This is a genomic window from Micromonospora maris AB-18-032 (assembly GCF_000204155.1).
GTDB lineage: Bacteria > Actinomycetota > Actinomycetes > Mycobacteriales > Micromonosporaceae > Micromonospora > Micromonospora gifhornensis.
Window position 1 is genome coordinate 199,225 of sequence record NC_015434.1, and the last position, 20,541, is coordinate 219,765.

Consider the following 20,541-nt stretch of genomic DNA (forward strand, 5'->3'; position numbering starts at 1 on the left):
CCTCTGTTCAGGCTCGGCTGCGTTGCGCCGCGTGGCGTCACCGGCTCGCTCCGGTGATCCGGCTCGCCGCGAGCTTGCCGGAGATGAGCACCATAGGCACTCCGACGCCGGGCTGCGTACCCGAGCCGACGAACACCACGTTGGACAGCGACCGGTGCAGGTTCGCCGGCCGGAACGGGCCGGTCTGGAACAGGCTGTGCGCGGCGGCGAACGGCGTGCCCGCCGCCATGCCCTGTTCCGCCCAGTCCGCCGGAGTGATCGCCTGGAGCACCTCGACGCCCGCGCCGAAGCCGACGTAGCCGCGTTGCTCAAGGGTGAGGATCAGCTCGTCGGTGTAGTGGGCGGTGAGGTCGCCGCGCCAGTCGAACGGGGCCCGGTCGAGGTTGGGCACGGGCGCGAGCACGTAGTAGGTGTGCCGTCCGGCGGGCGCCACCGCCGGGTCCGTCCGACTCGGGTTGGTGACCAGCAGGGACGGGTCGGTCATCAGCTCGCCGCGCCGGATGACCTCGTCGAAGGTGCCCTTCCAGGCACGGCCGAAATGGATGTTGTGGTGAGCGATCCGCCCGTACCCCTGGGTCGAGCCGACGTGCAGCACGACGCAGGACGGCGAGTAGGCCAGCCGGCGCTGGCGGGCCGGTGGGAGCAGGTCTTGGTAGGCCACCGGCAGATCGGGGTTGAGCACCACCGCATCCGCCGGAACGAACTCGCCGTCGGCGGTCACCACCCCGGTGGCGCGGCCGTTCGCGGTCTCCACCCGGGTCACCGTGGTGCCGTACCGGATGCGTACGCCGTGCTTCTCCGCGGCCCCGGCCAGCGCGCGGGAGACCGCGTGGATGCCGCCGCGCGGGAAGAAGACCCCGGCCACCGAGTCGAGGTACGCGATCACGGCGTAGATGGCCAACGCGTCGTGCGGCGCCAGACCGGCGTACATCGCCTGGAAGGAGAAGATCCGCCGGGTACGGGGGTCGCGGAAGAACTGGTCGATCTTGGTCTGCAGTCGGCGGAAGGCGCCGGTGGCCATCAGCTTGAGCAGGTTGCCGGTGAGCAGATCGGTGGGCGCGTCGAAGTTGCGTTCGATGAAGTCGGCCCGCTCCAGCCGCCACAGGTTGCGCGCGAAGTCGACGAACCGCAGGTAGCCGTCGGCCTCCCGGGGGCCGCAGACCCGGGAGATCTCTGCCGCCATCCGGGCGGTGTCGGTGATCACGTCAAGCGTCGACCCGTCCGGGTAGTAGGCCCGGTAAGCCGGATCGAGGGGAACCAGGTCGAGCCAGTCGGTCAGCTCCTCGCCGACCGCGCCGAGCGCTTCGGCGATCAGGTCGGGCATGGTGAGCACGGTCGGGCCGGTGTCGAACTCGTAGCCGTCGACGCTGAGCCGCCCGGCCCGCCCACCCGGCACCGGCTCGCGTTCCAGCAGGGTCACCTGCCGTCCGCTGCCGGCCAGGTGCAGGGCACAGGCCAGACCGCCGAGGCCCGCCCCGACGACCACCACCCGGTCCGTACGCCCGGCGACCGTTCGCGCCGTTGACGATCGTGCGCCCATCATGACCTCCGGTCGGTGGCCGCGCTGGCGAGGCCGAACAGTGCGGTGCGGGCGGTCTCGTCGATCCTGACGGTGGCGAGCGCGTCCAGTGCCTGCTGGACCCGTTCGTCGATCATCCGCTCGATCCGGTCGACCGCGCCGGTGTCGAACACGATCTCGGCCAGGCGAGCCACCTCCGGCTCGCCTGGCAGCGAGCCGGTGCCGTCCAACGCCTGCCGCTGGGCCGGCGAGGCCAGCTCGCGGGCCAGCATGAGCAGCGCAGTCGGCTTGCCGGTGCGCAGGTCGTCGCCGGCCGGCTTGCCGGTGGCGGTCGGATCGCCGTACACCCCGAGCAGGTCGTCGCGGAGCTGGAAGGCTTCGCCGACGGCGAGGCCGTAGCGGGTGTACGCGTCGGTCAGCGGCGTACCGCCGTCCACACCGGCCAGGCTCGCCCCGAACAGCAACGGGCGCTGGACGGTGTAGCTGGCGGTCTTGTAACGGGCGACCCGCAGCGCCCGGTCGACCGACCAGTTCTCCGGGTCGGCCTCGCCGAGGATGTCGAGGTACTGCCCGGCGATCGTCTCCACCCGCATCCGGTCGTAGCCACGGCGTACGTCGAGCAGGCGGCTCGCCGGCAGCGCGGCCCGGGCCAGCAACTGGTCGGCCCAGACCAGGCAGAGGTCCCCGATCAGCACCGCGACCGCCTCGCCGAACCGGCCGGAGTCGCCGCAGCGCCCCGCGGCGGCATGTTGAGCGGCCATGGCCACGTGGGCGGTCGGCCGACCCCGGCGGGTCGCCGAGTGGTCCATCACGTCGTCGTGGACCAGAGCGAAGGTGTGCAGCAGTTCCAAGGTGGCCAGTGCGGGCAGCACCCGGTGCAGCGGCTCGTCGCCGCTGGCCGCGCCGCGCCAACCCCAGTAGCCGAAGGTCGGGCGGACCCGTTTGCCGCCGGCGAGGACGCAGTCGCGGGCCGTGGCGGCGAATCCGCCCATGGCTGGATCGATCGTGGCCAGTGCGTCGACTTCGGCGTCGAGGAATTCGGCGAGGGTCTGCTCGACCGCGGTGACGAGATCCCGGGTGTACGCCGCGAGGACGGCCGGAATCGGTTCATCTCCACCGACCGGCTGTTCAGGCAACACGCGAAGGAGGTTACCCGTTAGTCGGTCGTTGGCCATGCCGCTGAGCGTACCCTAGGGTTCATGTTGCGTCGATTGGTGCGTCGATTATGAGGAGGGCGAATGGATCCGGATCTCGCCGCCGCTTACGAACGGTGTCGTGACCTGCACAGACAGCACGGACGCACCTACTATCTCGCTACCCGCCTGCTGCCCGCATGGAAACGCCGACACGTCCATGCCCTGTATGGATTCACCCGCTACGCCGACGAGATCGTGGACCGCACCGAGGCGCTGCCGTCGGCCGAACGGGCCGCGCTGCTCGACGACTGGGGTGGACGGTTCGTGGCCGGGCTGCACGGCGAGCCGGTCGACGACCCACTGCTGCCGGCGGTGCTGCACACCATCGCCGTCTTCGACCTCGACCGGGAGGACTTCGCCTCGTTCCTCAAGAGCATGGCGATGGACCTGACCGTCACGTCCTACCGCACCTACGAGCACCTGCTGGACTACATGGAGGGGTCGGCGGCCGTCATCGGCACCATGATGCTGCCGATCCTGGGCAGCTCGAACCTGCTGGCCGCCCGGGAGCCCGCCCGCCAGCTCGGCTTCGCGTTCCAGCTCACCAACTTCATCCGGGACGTGGCCGAGGACCTCGACCGGGGCCGGACGTACCTGCCGGACGAGGATCTGGCCGAGTTCGGCGTGACCCGGGACGATCTGCTGGCCTGCCGGGCCGCCGGCCGGGCCACCGAGCCGGTCCGGGAGTTGATCCGGTACGAGGTCACCCGAGCTCAGGCGCACTACGCTGCCGCCGCGCCCGGCGTGGTCCTGCTGGACGCCGGCTCACAGTCCTGCATCCGTACCGCGTACCTGCTCTACGGCGGCATCCTCGACGAGGTGGCCGCGCAGGACTACGACGTGTTCGCCAAGCGGGCCACCGTGCCGCAGCGACGCCGGATGACCGTGGCGGCCCGTGCCCTGCTCGCCCCGACCGGCGCTCCGGTAGCCCTACCTGGTCCTCCGCCTCGCTGATCCAGGTGTGGGTCGACCGGCACCGGTGCCCGGGTGGGATCAGTGGGCCGGGCCGGAGGTTTAGCCTGTCGCAGTGTCGAGAAGCTCTCAGTCCAGCGGCGGGTTGTCCGGACCGCTTCGGGCGATCCTGGGTTCGGTGACGGCGCTGACGGTCGCCGCGGGTGCCATCTACGTGTTCGGACCCTGGTCCTCCGAGGAACCTGCGCCGATCGGCACGCCCCGTCCGGTCGCCGCCGCGGCGAAGGTCTCCGGTCGGACGATCTCGGTGATCGGCTCCGGCGACATCCTCGTGCACCCGGAACTGTGGGACCAGGCCCGCCGGGACGGCGCCGGCAACCTGGACTTCGGGCCGATGCTGGAGCACGTACGCGAGACCGTCTCTGCGGCCGACCTGGCCCTGTGCCACCTGGAGACCCCCGTGGCGCCGCCGGGCGGGCCGTACATCGGCTTCCCCAAGTTCAGCGTGCCCCGGGAGATCGTGCAGGGCATCAAGGCCGCCGGGTACGACGGCTGCTCGACCGCCTCGAACCACACCATCGACCAGGGGATGGAGGGGGTCAAACGCACGCTGGACGCCCTCGACGAGGCCGGCCTCGGTCATACCGGCAGCTACCGCACCAAGCGGGGAGCCGGTGCCGCCAAGATCTACGAGGTCAAGGGTGTCAAGGTCGGGCACCTCAGCTACACCAAGAGCTACAACGGTCTGCGTCCGCCCGCCGGCAAGGAGTGGGTGTCGAATCTCATCGACCCGCAGGCCATCCGGCGCGAGGCCGCTGCTGCCCGACAGTCCGGCGCGGAGATCGTCCTGGTCAGCCTGCACTGGGGCACCGAGTACGAGCACGAGCCCGACGTCGACCAGCAGACGTGGGCGCGCGAGGTGGCCGAGATCGACGATGTGGACCTGGTCTTCGGTCACCACGCGCACGTGGTGCAGCCGGTCGAGCGGATCGGGGACACCTGGATCGTCTACGGCATGGGCAACCACATCGCCCGGCACGCCCAGCCCGTGAACACCAACCGGGACGGGGTGATGGTCCGGGCGGTGTTCGGCCCGGCGGGCGATACGAACCGGTGGAAGGTGGTGGCCATGGAGGCCGTCCCCACCTTCGTTGATCTGAATCCGGATATCCGTTTGGTTGATCTTGAGCGGAAACTGGCCGATGTTGCCCTGCCCCCGGGCCGGCGCATGATCTACGAGGCGGCGGTCGACCGGATCGAGGGCAGCTTGTTGACCAGGGGTGCCGACACGGAGGGGTTGATCGTCCGGGGGGCTCGACCAGGCTCCCGACCGTAGCCGCAGGACCTTGGATGAACGTGAGCCTTGCTAGCATCTGCCCGGCCTGGCGTCCCTGCCTGGCGATGAGCTGGGCGGACAGGTCTTCACGGCAGCCTGGCCACCCCCGGAAGGTTGTCCTCAGGTGCGAAGCGGTTCGGCCCAAGGTGCGCCACAGCAGCCGATAGACGGTTCGGTCAACGACCAGGCGCAACTGGTGGCATGGCGACGCCGTGCTCTGGAACAGCAGTTGCCGGCGGCGGCCTTCCCGGCGGGGACCAACGCCCCGTCGCTGGTCTACCTCCTGGCGACGATGTTCGTCGTCGTCGCGGCCGTCCTCGGCTTCGCGGTGAACGCCCAGCACGGCGCGCTGCCGGCCGTGGTCGACTCACAGCGGGACATCGTCGCCAAGCTCGCCTCCAGCATCCGGCTGGACGCCGCCGCCCGACGCGAGGAACTGACCCGGATGGTGCAGACCCGCGGTGAGACCTCCGACGCCGAACTGCTGAACCGCCTGATCAGCGGGGGACGCAACATCAGCGGCGTATTGATCATGGACGCCGGAACCCGGCAGGTGATCGCCGCCAAGGGCGCGGAGCTGCCACTGGACCTGCTTCCCGCGGAGCTGCCGATCGGCTCCACCCTGGCGGTGACCAACGCCGACGGGCCCCTCATGGTGTACGGGATCGCGCTGGACGAGACCCGGGTCGTCCTGGCCACGCAGCCGCTCACCATGCGGAACCTGCGACTCAACCCGGACGCCGGACACGGCATCCACGCCCTGACCCCCGACGGCACGATCAGCCTGATGCAGGGGGCCAACGCGGTCGAGGCGGCCCACCTGCCGGCGATCTTCGAAGGACTGGTCGATGCCGGCTCCCGGCAGAGCCGGCAGGTCGTCGTCAAGGAATGGTCGGACCGGCGACTGCTGGTCTCCTCCGCCCCGGTGGGCAGCTCCGGCCTGGTGATCGTCTCCCTGCTCACCACCGAGGTGAGCACCGGAACGTCGCTGCGCAAGGGCCTGCTGCTGGGACTCAGCCTGCTGGCCGTCGGCCTGCTCAGCTTCTGGATCATGCGCAGGTCGTTGTTCCTGCCCGTACGTGTGCTGCTCAGCCAGGCCAAGGCCGATGCCTGTGGCGCCATCACCGCCCGGCGGCCGAAGCTGCGCATCCGGGAGGCGCACCGGATCGCCCGCGCGCTGGCCCTCACCTCCGGTGAGCAGTTCCCCACCGACCGGCGCTGGCGCCCGACGGTGCTGCAGGGGCTCAGCGTCGCGCTCGTCATCGCCCTGCTCTGGCCGGCGGCGGTCGTCGTGCTCGGACTGCGGGCTCCGGCCCCGACCGTTCCGGTGCAGCTGATGCGCGACGAGGAGAACCGTGCCGAGGAGGCCAGCAGCGCGCTCGGCAACCTCCTCGACGGTGGACTGGTCACGGTCTCGCGGACCTCCTACGGCTTCAACGTGCAGGATCTGGAGCAGGCCGGCAGGCGACTCGACCGCGAACTCGACACCGACGACCGGTTGCGGGCGCTCTACCTGGTGGATCGGGACGGCAAGGTGCTGGCCGGTGCGGGCCGACGTCCGCTGCGTACCGTCGAGCCGCTGCCCGGCGAGATCGGCATTCACCTGGACCGGACGGTGCAGCGCCTACCTGTCGTGTACGCCTACAACCAGATGGCCGACGGCTACTCGATCGTCGGCGAGTTCGACCCGGACCGCCTGCTGGGCCTGGTGCGCCGGGTCAGCGGGCGTACCTACGTGGTCGACGCCGAGCTACGCACCGTGCTGGATTCCGAGGGCTTCCAGGCGTTCCAACCCTTGCAGGGTGACCTGGTCCGGGAGGCCGCGGTGGAGGCGCTGCCGGGTGGGACGGTCGGCCGGTCACGTACCGCCGACGGCAAGCCCGCGCTGGTCGCCGCCGCCGGTCTGTCCGCACCCGGGACGGTGGCCCACCTGGAGTGGGCGGTCGTGATCGAGCAGGACACCTCCGGGCTGCGGCTGCCGGAGCTGATCGAGCAGCGCTGGACCCTGCTGATGGCCGGCGCGGCCGTCGGGGTCGTCCTGCTGACCCACGTGTGGCAGCTCTACATCTTCGTCCGGCCCCTGCGTCGGTTGGCGAATGTCGCCGACCGGATGAGCGAGGGCAACGTCGAGCTTCCGGTGCCGCCGCAACGGCACGACGACATCGGTGCGATCGCGATGTGTCTGGAGATCTGCCGTCAGGTCCGGCACACCGGCTCGGCGCGATTCGGCGGGGCCTTGCGGTTGCGGGGTGCCGGTGCCGACCGCACCACCGTCCTGCCGCGGGTGCGTTCGGCGGCGGGCACCGGTCGGGGGACGAAGGGCTGACATGTTCTACCTGTACACCGTCTACAGCCTGTGCTGTCTCGCCCTGGTCGTGGCGGGCGTGATCGAGCAGCGGAACCACTACCGCAACCTGAACACCATCCCGCACCGGGTGCTGGTCAACGGCATCCGGGGCAAGAGTTCCATCACCCGGCTGTGCGCTGGTGCCCTGCGCGGTGGGAACAAGGTCGTGGTGGCCAAGACCACCGGCACCGCCGCCCGGTTCATCTTCCCCGACGCCAGCGAGGAGCCGGTGCACCGCAAGTTCGGCATCGCCAACGTGGTGGAGCAGATCGGGATCGTCCGGCGAGCGGCGGTATACCACCCGGATGCCCTGGTCATCGAGTGCATGGCGGTCATGCCTGCGCTTCAGGAGATCAACCAGAGCAAGTTGATCCGGTCGAACATCGGGGTGCTGTGCAACGTCCGCGAGGACCATCTGGCCGAGATGGGGCCCACCCTCGACGACGTGGCCCGGTCACTGAGCCGTTCCATGCCTGAGGGTGGCATCTGTATCACCGCCGAGAAGGACCGGTTGGCCATCCTGGAACAGGAGGCGGCCAAGCGGAACTGCCGGCTGATCTCGGTCGACCCGGAGTCGGTGACCGATCAGGAGATGGCGGGCTTCGGCTGGATCACCTTCAAGGAGAATGTGGCGATCGCGCTCGCCGTCGCTGCGGAACTGGGGGTCGACCGGCGGAGCGCGTTGGCCGGGATGTGGGCGGCACCGCCCGATCCCGGGGTGCTCTCCGTGGCCCGGGTGCTGTACCAGGAGAAGCGGGTGCGCTTCGCCAACATCTTCGCTGCCAACGACCCCGAGTCGACCTTCATGAACATCCAGCAGTTGGAGCAGCAGCAGTTGATCAACCGACCGTTGACCATGGTGATCAACTGCCGTCCGGACCGGGTGGAACGCAACGGGCAGATGGGTACGCTGGCCGGCCGCGTACAGCCCCAGCAGATCGTGCTGATCGGCGAGATGACCCGCAGCGCCCGGGTCAACGTTCCGGCGGACCTGCAGAGCCGGGTGGTCGACCTGGGCGGCAAGCTGCCCCCCGAACGGCTGGTCGCCGAGGTGATGGCCGCCACCGCCCCGGACGGCTCGGTGATCGCGGTCGGCAACATCCACGGCCAGGGTGAGGTGCTGCTGCACGAACTGGCCGCCCTGCCGAGCTGGGAGCCGCGCGGCCGTGACCGCGCCGAATCGATGTTGCGTACGCCGAGCACGCCCGGGTTCGACGTGGACGCCGAGACCGTTTTCCTGGGAGGGATCCGGCGATGATTTTCGGGGGAGAGCTGAGTGCTCAGCTCGCGACCGCCTGCCTGGGCATCGGCCTGGTCTTCGCGTTGCTGTGTTACCTGACCACCAACCTGTCCCCGGGCGGGATGATCACGCCCGGCTGGATCGCGTTGGCGCTGATCGAGGACCCGCTCCAGGCCGGGGTGATCGTGGTGATGACCGTGGTCACCTACGGCCTGACCCGCCTGATGCAGCGCATGGTGATCCTCTACGGCAAGCGACTGTTCGCCGCGATCGTGCTGCTCAGCGTCTTCCTTCAGATGACGCTGTTCATCATCGTCCAACGCGACCTGCCGTTGCTCTTCGCCCACCAGACCCTGGGCTTCGTCGCGCCGGGACTGATCGCCTACCAACTCGTCCGGCAGCCGCCGAAGGCCACCGTGCTGGCCACCATCATGGTCACCGCCATCACCTACGGTGTCGCGGTGAGCGGCATCGTGGCCGGCTTCGTGCCGGTCACCTGATCATCCATCGAAGAGGTGACGGGACATGAATTACCGGACCTACTCCCGCAGCCAGGCGGCACTGATGGTGATCGCCGCCTTCACCCTGCTGGTCGGTGGCGGCACCTTCACCTATGTCGCCGTCCGGCACTCCGTACCGGCTCCGCTCGAACTGAGTCTCGGTCCGCAGGCCGCACAGGCCGCCACCCCGGCGGCGGCCAGCGGCCTGCGCTACATCCGGCTCACCGCCCCGGACCGCACGCAGGTGCTCGACGACAAGGGCAAGACCATCGCGATCATGACCGACGGTTCCCGTACGGTCCATCTGATCGGCAAGAAGCGGACCTTCGCCGAGCCTCGGTTCACCAAGGCCAAGCTGCACTCCGAGTTCTGGGTACGGCTGGCCCCCCGACAGTGGCGGGCCGGGGCGGAGGAGGAGAAGTGGTTCATCGACTGGTTCGCCAAGGCGCGTAAGGACCGGTCGGCGGACATCCTCGCCCTGGCGATGGAGTACACCTACCTGGGCCAGCCCAAGCGGGACCGGCAGGGCCGGCAGTACTCCGGGGATGCCGCCTTCGGCCCCCTGTCGGACATCGACCCGGACGGCCGGGCGGAGAACTCCGACTTCTACGACTACCTGGGCATCTCGTGGAGCTTCCCGGACAAGGAGGAGAAGCCCAGCCCGTCGCACTTCCTCAGCCTGGACTGCTCGGGCTTCGTCCGGATGGTGTACGGCTACCGGGCCGGCTATCCGCTGCTCGGCACCAACAACGCCGGTCCGGGGCTGCCCCGCCGGGCCACCGCGATGGCCTCGGTCGGACCGGGCACCCAGCTCATGCCGAACACCGGCAAGCGGGCCCGCGAGCTGGACCGCCTGCTCCCGGGCGACATGCTCTTCTTCAACGCCGGCCCGATCCAGGGCGCGAACATCGAGCACATGGGCATCTACCTCGGTGTCGATGACCGTGGTCACCACCGCTTCATCTCCAGCCGTACCACCGCCAACGGGCCCACGATGGGTGACCTGGGCGGCGAGTCGATCCTCGACGGCACCGGCTACTGGGCGCTGCGGTTCCGGACCGCCCGCCGAGTGTGAGCTTCGCGGCGGCTCGTCGGGGTCAGCCCTCGGCGAGCCGCTCCGCCAGGGCCGCCACCACCCGGTCGCCGATGGTCGAGTCGCTGCGGATCGACCAGTTCAACTCCAGGTGCACGAAGACGGTCCCGGCCTCGGCGGCGGCGCGTCCCTGCTGGTTGGTGCGTCCTTCCAGTTGGCCGCAGCGGCGTACCCAGGACCGGCAGGTGCGCAGACCAAGCTCGGAGAGACTGTCGGCGATCCGGCGGGCCAGCCGGTTCGTCGGTGCCGCACCGGTCGACACGACGACGTCCGAGGACGGCAGGTTGCGGTCGGCGAAGCCGTGCAGCTGGATCTCGTCGAGGCCGGCCTCGGCGAACGCCACGGCCAGACTGTGGAACAGCGAACGGTTGTTGTGCGCCACGTCGGCGGCGCCGGCGGCGGCCTGCCGGTGCGCCCCGGCGACAAGGAGCACACTGCCGGGAAGCCGGCGGTGCAACGCCAGCCCGATCTTCTCGGTGTTGATGTCGAACCCGGGGTGCGGCACCTCGATCACCGTGCGCGCGGTGGCGGACCGGTCGACGAGCACCGCGCCCCAGGTCCGCCTGTCGGAACCGGTGGCCAGGTAGCTGCTGCACTCCCGACCGGTAGCCGAATCGATCCCGTGCCGAGCCTGAAACCCCAGTTCAGCGAAGAGCCGATCGGCATCCTCCGTCTCGTCGCCCCCCGCCACCAGCGCCCGAGCCGCCCGCGCAGCCGTACGGCGTTCCGCCGAATCCGGATCACGGTACGGCCCCACAGCCGACAACGCCCCGGTCAACTCATCAACAAGCCCCGCCACATCCAACTCGATGGCGGCTGATGAGGGGCCAGGACCACACCCCCCGCCGAACAGCCCGACCCCCGTAGCAGCAGCCAGCACCGCCCGTCGCCTAGCCCTCACGCCCCCCGCCCGCTTCCCCACCCGAAGCAGGCTAACCCACCCCCACCCTCCTCGCCGATCTTGCACCCTCTGCCTGGACAAATCGGGTTGGAGGCGTCATATAGGCGACCGGAAGTGCAAGATCGACGGGGAGATTGGGGGGCGGGGGGCGGTTTGGGGGGGCGTGGGGTGGGAAGTCGGTAGTTGTGCGAGAGCTATTGACGAAGATTGAGCAGAATTCCCGGCTTGACCGGTTCGGTGATCGGTTGCAGCGCGCGGTGCAGGGCACCCTGCGGGGGCAGCGGGTCCGGGATCTGCTGCACGGGGTCTGGCTGGGGCATCCGCTGCACCCTGCGATGGTGCAGGTCACGGTCGGTTCCTGGATGAGTGCGGCGGTACTGGATCTGCTGCCGGGTCAGCGGCGGGCGGCCACCGCGCTGATCGCGGTGGGCACCGCCAGCGCCGTGCCGTCCGCGGTGGCGGGGCTCAACGACTGGGCGGCCCTGGCCCGTGACCAGCGCCGGGTCGGCCTGGTGCACGCCGCGTCGAACAGCGTGGCCCTGGTGTTGTACGGGGGCTCGCTGGCCGCGCGGCTGTCGGGTCGCCACGGCCTCGGCCGTACGCTCGGCTTCCTCGGCCTCAGTGCGGCGAGTGCGGGGGCGTACATCGGTGGGCATCTGGCGTACAAGCAGGGTGCCCAGGTGAACGTGAGCGTCTCCGACCTGCACCTGATCAGCGACGGGTGGCATGCGATCGCCGAGATGGACAGCCTGCCCCAGCGGGAACTGGTCACCCGCAAGGTCGACGAGGTGTCGGTGATCCTCTACCGGCACGGCGACGACGTGACCGTGATGCTGGAGCGCTGCCCCCACCAGAGTGGGCCGCTCGGCGAGGGCGAGGTACGCGAGATCGACGGCCACGCCTGCGTGGTCTGCCCCTGGCACGGCAGCACCTTCCGCCTCAACGGCGGCGAGGTGGTGCACGGTCCGTCCTCGAACGACCAGCAGATCCTGCCCACCCGCGTGGTGAACGGCAAGCTTGAGGCACGCCTGCCCTGACCGCCTGGTACGGCGGCAGGCGTCGTCAGTCCTTGCGGTGTCGGCCGGTCGGAAGTTCGCGGGGTGCGCTGCTGCGCCGGTGCTGCCAGGTGCTGGCCGAGGTGGTCACGGGTCGTCGGCGCAACCCCAGGACGGCACCGATCTGTGCGCCGACGATGCTGGCCACGGCCAGTACGGCGGAGATGGCCAACGGACGGTTCACCCGGTCGGGATCGCCGGCGCGGGCCGCGCCCACCGTCACCACCGGCGGGCGGTCGTCGGAAACCTTGTCGCGTGGCGCGGTCGGCTGTCGATCCTCGGGCGCGGCGGGCGCGGGTGTCGCCGATCCCGGCTGCGAGGTGCTCCCACCCGGCTGACCGGAGGCGCCACCCCGCGTCGCCCCGTCCTGCGTGGCCCCACCCGGCCCCGTCCCGCCCGGCCCCGATCCACCCGGTCCTGATCCGTCCGGCTTCGTCGGGGTGGGCGTTCCTGCGCCGCTGTCCGGGGCGGCCGGTGCGGGCGAGGGTCGGTTCGGTGTCACCAGCCGGCCGGTGGCGTGTGCCCGTACGCCCTGGTCCTTGGCCTCGGTCGGGAGTGTGATCAGTTGGCCGGGGCGGATCTGGTCGGGGTTGCGGAGTCCGTTGAGGGCAGCCAGTGTGCGGTAGTCGTCGAAATCGTCCAGGTACCGGTCGGCGACCTTGCCGAGGTAGTCGCCCTTGGCGACCTGGTAGACCGGAGCATCGAGGTCCGTCCGTACTGTCGCCTGCGAACCCATGGTGGTCGAGCCGGCCGGCGACGTGTACGCGACGGTTGTGGTGGGCGCGGTGTACGGCCCGGAGGTGTACGCGGCGGTGGCGGCGGCGGCCGGGCTGGCGACGAGGATCAGCGCGACCGAGCCGACCAGGGCGGCGGCGGCCCGCTGCTGCCGGCCCATCCCGGGCAGCCGGGGTGCCGGTCGGCGCAGCGCCTGTGCGCCCAACTCCACGAGCACCGAGATGGCGAAGGTCGCCCACCCGAACCAGCCGACCAGGGCCAGCGCCCGCAGGAACAACTGGCCGTCGTCGCGGCTGGTGAGGGTGGTGCCGATCTCCGCCAGTGTCGGTACGTGGTCGGGCAGCGGGTTGCCGGCGAAGGCCAGCAGTGCGATCGGCCCGCCCACCAGCAGGCCGAGCAGCACGACGAGCGCACCGAAGCCGGTCAGGATGCGACCGAGCCGCCGTACGGCGGTACCACCCGATGCGGCCATGACGACCTTCCTTCTCTCAGGGGAGCCCGGTCAGCGGCCGCGCGGTCGCCTCACCGGAGACGGTGACGGTGTTGGAGAAGCCGAAGAGGCCGAGCATGGCCCGGCGGTAGGTGACCGAGACGCGTACCCGGATCTGGGTCTCGCCGTCGACCACCGGGAAGCTGACGGTGTGGCCGCTGGCCCCGGCGGCGGCGAGGTAGTCCGCGACGGCGCGACGCGCCTGCCGCCGGTTGATCTGTTTGGGCCCGCCCTCGATGGCGGTGGCCAGATCGATGGCCTGCCCGCCCGCCCGTGCCGCCTCGGCGGCCAGGTTCTCGGCCCGCTGGAGGGTACGCAGTTGCCCTGCACCGTCGAACGCCATGCCGATGATGGCGAGCACCCCGACGAGGGCGATGGCGAGGAAGATGCTCACCCGCCCGGCGTCACCCCGGCCGGCGGTCATCCTCGACTCCGGTAGCGGTCCAGCGGCGAGGTGAACGAGGCGGTGATCCGGCTGCCCGCCGGCATGTTCTTCAACACGGGAAGCCTGATGTCCTGGTAGGACACCGTGCAGGCGAGTTCCACGGTGACTGAGGCGTCCTGCCCGACGCGGCTGCGGAACGCCGCGTTGAAGGTGGTGGAGCGGCCGTCGACCGTACCCCGGAAGGTGATCTGTGGGGCGCGGGTGCAGGCCACGCCGCGCCAGTCGAGCTGCTGCCGGGCCGCTTCCCGGGCCTCCCGGCGGGCGGTGGTGGCGTCCCGGGAGATCGAGGCCGCGCGGGCGGCGTCGTGGGCGGCGGCCTCCAGCGCCTCATTGGCCACCGCGGTACGACCGGCGACCCCGGCCAGCACCATCAGCGCCACGAAGGCCGGTGCCAGCACGGCCACCTCGATCGAGACCGAGCCCCGGCTCATGGTGCGGTCCATCGTTCCACCGTTCCGTGCGCGGTCTGCCGGACGGAGAAGGTGACGCCCGGTACGACCGACAGGGCGCGACCGGTCACCGTGCAGGTCACGTCGGTGGCCGTGGTGACGCAGTCGGGCCCCGGGTTCTTCCAGCCGACCAGCCAGTCGCCCGCCTGGTTGAGGAACTTCGTCGCCCGCTCGGCGCCGGCGTTCGGTGCGGCCTCGTGCAGCCGTTGGGCGTTGACGCCGCTCTGCGCGGCGTTGAGCGCGGTCGAGCGGGCCACGAAGACCGCGGCGACCTGGATCGAGGCGAAGAGCAACAGCAGGATCGCCGGCAGCGTCACGGCCAACTCGACCGGGTTGCCACCCCGTTCACCGTCGCCGGGTAGCCGGTGGTGCCGGTGCGCCACGGCCCACCGGCACCACCTCTCGAACCGAAAACGGCGCATCGTCAGTTGGCCGGCGGGCCGGGGATGGCGTCCATCCAGTTCTCGGCGGCGAGAAGGGCGGCGGCGGTAACCGCGAGGGCCACCGTCACCAGACCAAAGATGATCACGGCGGTGGGCACCGGGCTGTCGCCGCGATCGCCGGCCAGTTCGGCCAGCCGCGCGCGTAGCGCGGCGTGCAGGTAGGTGAGGACGGACATCGAACTGCTCCTTTGCTGACGGGGGTTGGCCTAGAGGCGGGCCAGGAACGGATAGATGGCGAAGCCGAGCAGGACGAAGACCAGCAGCGCGCCGGGGATGTCGAGCCGACTGGTCACCCCCTCGGCCCGAGCCAGGTTGTCGGTGCGGATCTGGTCGCGTAGCGAGTCGGCGCGGCTGCGCAGTGTCTCGTGCACCTGGGCGCCCTCGCTGCCGGAGGACTGCATGATCGCGCCGACATCGCCCAGCTCGGGGATGCCGATCCGATCGGCGAGGTCACGCAACTCGTCCCAGGGGGAGTGCATCTGCATCTGGGCCATCCGCAGCGCCTCGGAGATCCGCTCGAAGACCCAGCCATCGCAGATCGCCGCCGCCCGCTCCAGCGACTGCACCGGCCCGTGCGCGGCGGAGAGCTGCAACGCCACCAGGTCCAGGTAGGTGCAGACCGCCTGGCGGAATTCCTCCCGGGCGGCCTCGGCGCGGGTCACCACCGCCCGATGCGCCACCAGGGCACAGAGCGCCGCCAGACCGAGGCTGCCCAGCACCGGTACGACAAGCGGCAGCGAGATGCCGACGGCGAACAGCGCGAAGCTGAGCAGGGCCGGCGCGGCGAGGCCGATCAGCGCCGAGAGCAGCAGGGAGAGCGTGTACTGCTCGGGGGTGCGGTCGAGCAGGGCGAGCTGTCGGTGCGGTGGGCGCAGCCAGCGGGCCAGACCGGTGAGCCACTCCAGTTGACGGTCGGCGGGACTCGGCCGGGCGACTCCGGCCGGCGGATGCAGCCGGCGCAACGCCGGGCCGAGCGCGGGGGTGGCCGGCACCAGTTCGCGTACCACCAGGAACACGCCCAGCCCGACCGCTGCCCCGGCGACCACGGCGATGAAGAGGTGCAGGTTCACGCCACCGCCTCCTCGGGGTCGGGGGCGGGCAGGAAGCGGGCCGGTCGCGGTGGTTGGCTCATCGAGCGCACCCAGGCCAGCAGGCCGACGAAGGCGGCACCGAGCAGCGCCATCACCAGCTGACCGAACGGCGTGCCGTACGGCTGCACGTACTCGGCGTTGAACAGCCCGTACGCGATGGTGGCCAGGGTCATGCCGGTGAGGAACCGGACCGCGAACCGGGGCTGGGTGCGTTTGGCCTCGATCTCCCGCCGGGTGGTGACCTCGGCCGCCGCCGCCGAGGCGATCGAGCCGAGCACGTCGCCGAGCCGCTCACCCCGGTCGGTCAGGTGCAGGATGAGCGCCGCCACCACCTGGTCGCAGACCGGGTCGCCGATCTCGTCGGCGAAGGCCAGCAGGGCGGATCGGGCCAGCCAACCGGCCTGGAGTCGGGCGGCGAGCAGCCGTACCTCGTCCTGGATCTCCTCGGGCGCGGTGCCGACGGTGCCGATGATCGCCTGCTGGAGCCCCTGCCCGGTGGCGGAGACGTCCTTGAGTCGGCGGGTCCACTCGCCGACGGCCTCGATCCGGGCGATGGCCCGCTGTTCGGCTCGGCCGACCGAGAACAGCCACGGGGTGCCCGGTACCGCGACCGCGACCAGCAGGCCGACCACCGGCAGCCCGGTCAGCAGGAAGGCCAACGCGCCCGCGACCACCGCGCCGATCAGCAGCGCCTGGTGGGCCTGCTGTTCACGGACGGTGGTGCCGGAGCCGCGCCACAGCCGGCTGATTCCGGGGCCGGCGCCCGGTGCCGGGCCGGGCGGGCGGCGGGTGCCTACCAGTGCGACGACCGTCAACACCAGCCCGGCCACGCAGGCCGCCCCGGAGACCACGGCGAGAAGTTCGATGTTGTCGAGCACCACTCACCGCCGACCGAGTCGGGTCTGCTTGGGGCGGCGCCAGGCACCCTGCCCGGCCTCGATCCAGCGGCTCAGCAGTCGCGCGTCGTAGCCCACCCGCAGCAACTGGTCCCGGACCCGTTCGGGTAGGTGTCGGGGCACCGCGCGGCCGTCCGGGCCGGGCGCGAACACCTTGGTGGTGGTGATCCGGTTGCTGTCACCGACACCGATCACCTCCTCGACGTGCGAGACGAACCGGTGCTTGCGCCCGCCGATGCCGGTCTCGTCCTCGACGGTGACGTAGACGATCAGGTCGAGCGCGTTGCCGGCCATCCGGCGGGCCTGGTCGACTGTCATCTCCCGGCCGTGGGCCAACGCCAACTCGATGATCCGTTCGCTGACCCCGCCCGGGGTACGGGCGTGGATTGTGCACATCGAGCCCCGGCTGGTGGTCATCGCCTGGAGCATCGGCACGATCTCACGGGATCGCACCTCACCGACGATGATCCGCAGGACGCCCATCCGCAGCGACACCGGGATCAGGTCGGCGATGCTGATCTCACCGGCCGGTCGACCGTCGGGCCCGCGTTCGCCATGTCCTTCGCGGGCCTCGAAGCTCATCACCGCCCGATGCCGGTCGGTCCGGCGGGCCGGCAGCAACTCCCGGCTCTCCTCCAGCAGCACGTACGGCTCGTCGGGCGGAATCTCGCTCATCAACGCCCGGATGACTGTGGTCTTACCGGCACCGGCCAGCCCGGCGACCATGATGTTCAGCCCGGCGCGCATCGACGCGCGGAGGAAGTCGCGCAGCAGCGGGTCGATCATCTCGTCCAGGTCGCCGCGGGTGCCGGCGAGGTCGTCGAGGGTCACGTCGAGGGTGTTGTGCTTGCGGATCACCGCGTACGGGCGGTGGCTGACCAGGAACACCGCCGCCAACCGGCTGCCGTCGGGCAGTTGCAGATCCAGGGTCGGCTTCGAGGTGGACAGCGATCGTTCGGTGGCACCGGCCCGGCGCGCCGCCGCCTGGAGGATCTCCACCAACTCGTCGTCGCTGTCGGCGATCGGCTCGACCCAGTCGACGCCACCGCCGTGCCGGGTGATCCGCACCTGGTCGCAGCCGAGGATGTGGACCTCCTCGATGGTGTCGTCGACGAGCAGGGTCTGCAGTCGACCGAGGCCGGCCAGTTCGGCGGTGACCTGGTCGAGCAGCAGCCGTTCCTCACCGGCGGCCATCGGGGTGCCGGCCCGGCGTACCGAGTCGGCGTACTCGGCGACCAGAAGCACCGCGAGCCGGGCCCGCTCGGTGTCCTCCTCGTCGACGCTGAACTCCCGACCCCGCTGCCACCGGGTGAGTTGCTCGCTCAACTGGCGGCGCAGTTCCCGTACCACCTGGAAGTCCACCCGTGGCCGGGGTGGCGGTTCGGCTGCCGTCGGCGCGGCCGACACCGGCACCGGCATGGACGCGTAGTGCCGACCGTTGGCCACGGGCAGCGGCGGCGCGGTGGAGGTGGCGCCGGGCGGCTGCCGCCGGGGATCCGAGGAGACCGGCTCAAAGCGCATCGGGCACCCCCTGCGAGACCGGCCAGGCCAGGCGGGCTCGCCGCCGGTCCAGCAGGGCGCCGACCGGCACCTCCAGTTCGCGGGCCGCGCGCAGCAGCGGCCGTCCGGCGCGCACCGTGCCGCCCAGGCTCAACACCCCGGCGGTACGCGGATCGTGCGGCAGCCGGGCGATCACCGGCAGCTGAAGGGCCTTGCTGATCTCGCCCTTGCCGTGGCCGTCGCCGACCAGCAGCAGGCGCAGCGTGCCGGGCTCCACCCGATGCTCGGCGAAGTCCCGTTCGAGCGTCTTGAGCATGGCGCGGGTGCCGGACAGGTCGGGCAGTTGCGCCCGGGTCACCACCAGCACCACCGACGCGGCCCGCAACAGCGGCCACGGCGTGCCGACCACGTGCAGCCGTCCACAATCGACGATCACGTCGTACGGCGGGTCGCCGCGTTCCAGCCCGGTGAAGAAGTCCGCGAACCGCTGCCACAGCGGGATGACACTGCCGGCCTGGGCCGGGTCGACGACGCCGGGCAGCAGCAGGCGTTCCCGGCGCGGCGCGTCCAGGTCGACCAGCTGCGACCAGAACGCGGTGTCCAGGTTGCCGTCGCGCAGTTCCCCGACGGCCAGTTCCCCCAGGCCCCGTGGGCCGTCCAGCGCGCCGCCCAGGTAGCCGGCGAGGATCGAACCGCCGGCCGGATCGCATTCGGCGAGGACCACCCGACGGTGCCAGCTCAGCGCGCAGGCCAGCGCGGTGGTGGTCACCCCCGGCGAGCCCTTGGCCGAGACCAGCGCGATGATCGCCATCAGGCCGCCTTGGTGAGCACGACCGCGATCCGGTCCTGCGCCGCCATCGCCACCACGGCCGGCACGTCCCGTACGGCCAGGGCCAGGTAGACCACGACCTCGTCGCGGCCGTCGGTGCTGACCGCGTCGGTGACGGTCGCGGTGAACCGGGTCACGCCGGAGGACGAGCCGCTGCTGCTGTCGTCGCGAGGGGTGCTGACCAGCAGAACCTGGTCGCCCGGGCGAAGCTTGGGGGCCGGCACCTGGGCCGTACGCAATCCCAGGGCGATCTGTTGCTGCCCCGGGCCGAGCAGGGGTTGGTCGGTGAGCTGCGCCATGGTCAGCAACGTCCCGGGAGCGAGCGAGACGGCGGCGCGCATGCCTACCACGTCGGCGAGCCGTCCGGCCGGCACCGGGTCGAGGCCCTGCCCGCCGGCCACCTGCACCGAGACCAGGTCGCTGGCGCTGACCACGCTGCCCACCTCGACCGTCCGGGCGACCGCCAGGTAACTGCCGGTCGCCCGCACCGAGGTGACCGCGAACGCCGAGCCCAGCCCACCGAGGGCGATCAGCAGTACGGCCAGCCCGAGCAGCCCGGGGCGGACCCGGCGTTGCCGGACCACCTTGGGTGGGGCGACCGGCGCGTCCACCGGAGAAGGGCCGTTGCGGGTCGCCACGCTCATCGGGTCACCACCTGAAGCTCGTTGATCTGGATTTGCACCGGGCCGGTGGTGCGGGTGACGCCACCGATGCTCCCGGTCGCGCCGCTGCTGCTGGTCCAGGTGACGCTCCAGTGCGTCGTCGCCTGCACCCGGTACGTGCCGGCCTTGCTGTAGCCGTTGTGGTAGCCGCAGTCGGGGGAGCGCTTCCCGGCGTGTTGACCCCGCCGGTCGTACGCGGTGCCGGGGCCGTCGCAGACGACCCGGTGGCCGTTGCCCATGTCCCAAACGATCTCGTCGACCTCGGCCTGGATGGTGACGGTCAGGCCCCGGTCGGAGGCGGAGGCGCTCTGCGGGCCGAAGTAGGTGGCGCCTCGGCTGGCCCACATCCAGACCGGCAGCCCGACCAGACCGGGGCCGATGTCCTTGCGGGGTGCGACCGCCGCTCGGGGGGCCAGCAGGGTGATCGAGGCGAACGCCCGGCGGGCCAGTTCCTCCGGATCCGGCGGAGCACCGAAGCCCGGCGGCGGCCCTTCCAGCAGCTCGTTACGCACGCTGCCCAGGGACACGGCGTCACAGGTGAGCGTGTACCACTGCCACCCCGGGGGTGCCTCCAGTTGTGGCTCGGAAAGTCGGTAGTAGCAGCCGTCCTGGCTGTTGAACCAGCCCATGCCCTCGCGGTAGCAGGGGACGGTCTGCCCCTTCCACCGGCAGACGCTGCTGCCGCCACCGCCACCGCCGTTGTCGCCGCCGTTGTCACCGCCGTTGCCCCCACCACCGGGGGTGCCCGGGTCGTCGTCCCAGACGTTGCAGTTGGGCTGGGCCGGCGGGCACTCGGCACCGGGGTCGGCGGCACCGGCCGGCACCGCCGGACCGGTGACCAGCAGCAGCGCCAGCGCTGTGCCGAGCAGCAGACGGCGGACGGCCGTCCGGCGCAGCAGGCG

21 protein-coding genes are annotated in these 20,541 nt (G+C 71.1%); 7 read left to right on the forward strand and 14 right to left on the reverse strand.

The features are described from left to right. Positions 1–37: 37 nt before the first annotated feature. Positions 38–1,540: a phytoene desaturase family protein gene (gene crtI / locus VAB18032_RS00985; protein WP_013730892.1), complete on the reverse strand. Its 1,503-nt coding sequence runs from the start codon at positions 1,538–1,540 to the stop codon at positions 38–40. After that, positions 1,540–2,694 carry a polyprenyl synthetase family protein gene (locus tag VAB18032_RS00990; protein WP_043719270.1) on the reverse strand — a complete coding sequence of 385 codons (1,155 nt, stop codon included), beginning with the start codon at positions 2,692–2,694 and terminating at the stop codon, positions 1,540–1,542. Before VAB18032_RS00990 ends, crtI begins: the two co-directional genes overlap by 1 nt. A 63-nt stretch (positions 2,695–2,757) precedes the next feature. Between VAB18032_RS00990 and VAB18032_RS00995 the strand changes: the two genes are divergently transcribed. The 6 genes from VAB18032_RS00995 to VAB18032_RS01020 all read left to right on the forward strand — a co-directional run bounded on the left by VAB18032_RS00995 (position 2,758) and on the right by VAB18032_RS01020 (position 10,125). Then, positions 2,758–3,669 (forward strand): phytoene/squalene synthase family protein, encoded by a 912-nt coding sequence (locus VAB18032_RS00995; protein WP_013730894.1) that lies wholly within the window; start codon positions 2,758–2,760, stop codon positions 3,667–3,669. A 73-nt stretch (positions 3,670–3,742) separates the two neighbouring features. After that, positions 3,743–4,963 (forward strand): CapA family protein, encoded by a 1,221-nt coding sequence (locus VAB18032_RS01000; RefSeq protein ID WP_232510642.1) that lies wholly within the window; start codon positions 3,743–3,745, stop codon positions 4,961–4,963. 124 nt (positions 4,964–5,087) lie between these two features. Beyond that, on the forward strand, positions 5,088–7,289 hold the full coding sequence (locus VAB18032_RS01005) for a HAMP domain-containing protein (protein ID WP_013730896.1): 2,202 nt from the start codon (positions 5,088–5,090) through the stop codon (positions 7,287–7,289). A gap of 1 nt (position 7,290) precedes the next feature. After that, positions 7,291–8,568 carry a poly-gamma-glutamate synthase PgsB gene (gene pgsB, locus VAB18032_RS01010; RefSeq protein WP_013730897.1) on the forward strand — a complete coding sequence of 426 codons (1,278 nt, stop codon included), beginning with the start codon at positions 7,291–7,293 and terminating at the stop codon, positions 8,566–8,568. After that, entirely contained in the window at positions 8,565–9,050 is a 486-nt protein-coding gene (locus VAB18032_RS01015) for a poly-gamma-glutamate biosynthesis protein PgsC/CapC (RefSeq protein ID WP_013730898.1), read from the forward strand. The genes pgsB and VAB18032_RS01015 overlap by 4 nt, the downstream gene beginning before the upstream one ends. A gap of 25 nt (positions 9,051–9,075) precedes the next feature. Beyond that, the gene (locus VAB18032_RS01020) at positions 9,076–10,125 is read left to right on the forward strand and encodes a C40 family peptidase (protein ID WP_013730899.1); all 1,050 of its coding nucleotides are present in this window, start codon (positions 9,076–9,078) and stop codon (positions 10,123–10,125) included. A 22-nt stretch (positions 10,126–10,147) separates the two neighbouring features. Here the strand turns inward: VAB18032_RS01020 and VAB18032_RS01025 are convergent, their stop codons facing one another. After that, positions 10,148–10,942, reverse strand: a complete 795-nt coding sequence (locus VAB18032_RS01025) for a hypothetical protein (protein ID WP_043719276.1) — start codon at positions 10,940–10,942, stop codon at positions 10,148–10,150. Between the two features lie 287 nt (positions 10,943–11,229). Between VAB18032_RS01025 and VAB18032_RS01030 the strand changes: the two genes are divergently transcribed. After that, the gene (locus tag VAB18032_RS01030; protein ID WP_043719279.1) at positions 11,230–12,081 is read left to right on the forward strand and encodes a Rieske (2Fe-2S) protein; all 852 of its coding nucleotides are present in this window, start codon (positions 11,230–11,232) and stop codon (positions 12,079–12,081) included. A 25-nt stretch (positions 12,082–12,106) separates the two neighbouring features. On the opposite strand, the gene VAB18032_RS01035 is transcribed toward VAB18032_RS01030, so the two are convergent. From VAB18032_RS01035 to VAB18032_RS01085, 11 genes are read right to left on the reverse strand one after another with little or no spacing between them, the layout of a single operon-like run. Further along, positions 12,107–13,306: a LysM peptidoglycan-binding domain-containing protein gene (locus VAB18032_RS01035; RefSeq protein ID WP_013730902.1), complete on the reverse strand. Its 1,200-nt coding sequence runs from the start codon at positions 13,304–13,306 to the stop codon at positions 12,107–12,109. A gap of 16 nt (positions 13,307–13,322) precedes the next feature. Continuing rightward, on the reverse strand, positions 13,323–13,748 hold the full coding sequence (locus VAB18032_RS01040) for a pilus assembly protein TadG-related protein (RefSeq protein WP_013730903.1): 426 nt from the start codon (positions 13,746–13,748) through the stop codon (positions 13,323–13,325). Continuing rightward, positions 13,745–14,212 carry a TadE/TadG family type IV pilus assembly protein gene (locus VAB18032_RS01045; RefSeq protein WP_013730904.1) on the reverse strand — a complete coding sequence of 156 codons (468 nt, stop codon included), beginning with the start codon at positions 14,210–14,212 and terminating at the stop codon, positions 13,745–13,747. Before VAB18032_RS01045 ends, VAB18032_RS01040 begins: the two co-directional genes overlap by 4 nt. Beyond that, complete coding sequence (locus tag VAB18032_RS01050) at positions 14,197–14,640, reverse strand: TadE/TadG family type IV pilus assembly protein (RefSeq protein ID WP_050814516.1); 444 nt, start codon at positions 14,638–14,640, stop codon at positions 14,197–14,199. Before VAB18032_RS01050 ends, VAB18032_RS01045 begins: the two co-directional genes overlap by 16 nt. Before the next feature lie 2 nt (positions 14,641–14,642). Then, complete coding sequence (locus tag VAB18032_RS01055) at positions 14,643–14,837, reverse strand: hypothetical protein (RefSeq protein ID WP_013730906.1); 195 nt, start codon at positions 14,835–14,837, stop codon at positions 14,643–14,645. 30 nt (positions 14,838–14,867) lie between these two features. Then, the gene (locus tag VAB18032_RS01060; protein ID WP_013730907.1) at positions 14,868–15,731 is read right to left on the reverse strand and encodes a type II secretion system F family protein; all 864 of its coding nucleotides are present in this window, start codon (positions 15,729–15,731) and stop codon (positions 14,868–14,870) included. Further along, entirely contained in the window at positions 15,728–16,633 is a 906-nt protein-coding gene (locus VAB18032_RS01065) for a type II secretion system F family protein (protein WP_013730908.1), read from the reverse strand. Before VAB18032_RS01065 ends, VAB18032_RS01060 begins: the two co-directional genes overlap by 4 nt. Next, positions 16,634–18,169 carry a TadA family conjugal transfer-associated ATPase gene (locus VAB18032_RS01070; RefSeq protein WP_013730909.1) on the reverse strand — a complete coding sequence of 512 codons (1,536 nt, stop codon included), beginning with the start codon at positions 18,167–18,169 and terminating at the stop codon, positions 16,634–16,636. It lies immediately after the preceding gene. Then, positions 18,159–18,959: a CpaE/TadZ family protein gene (locus tag VAB18032_RS01075; RefSeq protein WP_013730910.1), complete on the reverse strand. Its 801-nt coding sequence runs from the start codon at positions 18,957–18,959 to the stop codon at positions 18,159–18,161. Before VAB18032_RS01075 ends, VAB18032_RS01070 begins: the two co-directional genes overlap by 11 nt. Continuing rightward, positions 18,959–19,621, reverse strand: coding sequence for an SAF domain-containing protein (locus tag VAB18032_RS01080; protein WP_013730911.1), 663 nt, complete (start codon positions 19,619–19,621; stop codon positions 18,959–18,961). Before VAB18032_RS01080 ends, VAB18032_RS01075 begins: the two co-directional genes overlap by 1 nt. Then, complete coding sequence (locus VAB18032_RS01085) at positions 19,618–20,538, reverse strand: hypothetical protein (protein WP_043722583.1); 921 nt, start codon at positions 20,536–20,538, stop codon at positions 19,618–19,620. Before VAB18032_RS01085 ends, VAB18032_RS01080 begins: the two co-directional genes overlap by 4 nt. Between the last annotated feature and the right edge of the window lie 3 nt (positions 20,539–20,541).

What these genes read in the sequence shown, in the direction of transcription:
- VAB18032_RS01020 (WP_013730899.1), top strand. Translation starts at nt 9,076, where the DNA reads ATGAATTACCGGACCTACTCCCGCAGCCAGGCGGCACTGATGGTGATC.
- VAB18032_RS01045 (WP_013730904.1), bottom strand. Translation starts at nt 14,212, where the DNA reads ATGGACCGCACCATGAGCCGGGGCTCGGTCTCGATCGAGGTGGCCGTG.
- VAB18032_RS01015 (WP_013730898.1), top strand. Translation starts at nt 8,565, where the DNA reads ATGATTTTCGGGGGAGAGCTGAGTGCTCAGCTCGCGACCGCCTGCCTG.
- VAB18032_RS00990 (WP_043719270.1), bottom strand. Translation starts at nt 2,694, where the DNA reads ATGGCCAACGACCGACTAACGGGTAACCTCCTTCGCGTGTTGCCTGAA.
- VAB18032_RS01080 (WP_013730911.1), bottom strand. Translation starts at nt 19,621, where the DNA reads ATGAGCGTGGCGACCCGCAACGGCCCTTCTCCGGTGGACGCGCCGGTC.
- VAB18032_RS01055 (WP_013730906.1), bottom strand. Translation starts at nt 14,837, where the DNA reads ATGTCCGTCCTCACCTACCTGCACGCCGCGCTACGCGCGCGGCTGGCC.
- VAB18032_RS01070 (WP_013730909.1), bottom strand. Translation starts at nt 18,169, where the DNA reads ATGCGCTTTGAGCCGGTCTCCTCGGATCCCCGGCGGCAGCCGCCCGGC.
- VAB18032_RS01075 (WP_013730910.1), bottom strand. Translation starts at nt 18,959, where the DNA reads ATGGCGATCATCGCGCTGGTCTCGGCCAAGGGCTCGCCGGGGGTGACC.
- pgsB (WP_013730897.1), top strand. Translation starts at nt 7,291, where the DNA reads ATGTTCTACCTGTACACCGTCTACAGCCTGTGCTGTCTCGCCCTGGTC.
- VAB18032_RS01050 (WP_050814516.1), bottom strand. Translation starts at nt 14,640, where the DNA reads ATGCGCCGTTTTCGGTTCGAGAGGTGGTGCCGGTGGGCCGTGGCGCAC.
- VAB18032_RS01040 (WP_013730903.1), bottom strand. Translation starts at nt 13,748, where the DNA reads ATGACCGCCGGCCGGGGTGACGCCGGGCGGGTGAGCATCTTCCTCGCC.
- crtI (WP_013730892.1), bottom strand. Translation starts at nt 1,540, where the DNA reads ATGGGCGCACGATCGTCAACGGCGCGAACGGTCGCCGGGCGTACGGAC.
- VAB18032_RS00995 (WP_013730894.1), top strand. Translation starts at nt 2,758, where the DNA reads ATGGATCCGGATCTCGCCGCCGCTTACGAACGGTGTCGTGACCTGCAC.
- VAB18032_RS01035 (WP_013730902.1), bottom strand. Translation starts at nt 13,306, where the DNA reads ATGGCCGCATCGGGTGGTACCGCCGTACGGCGGCTCGGTCGCATCCTG.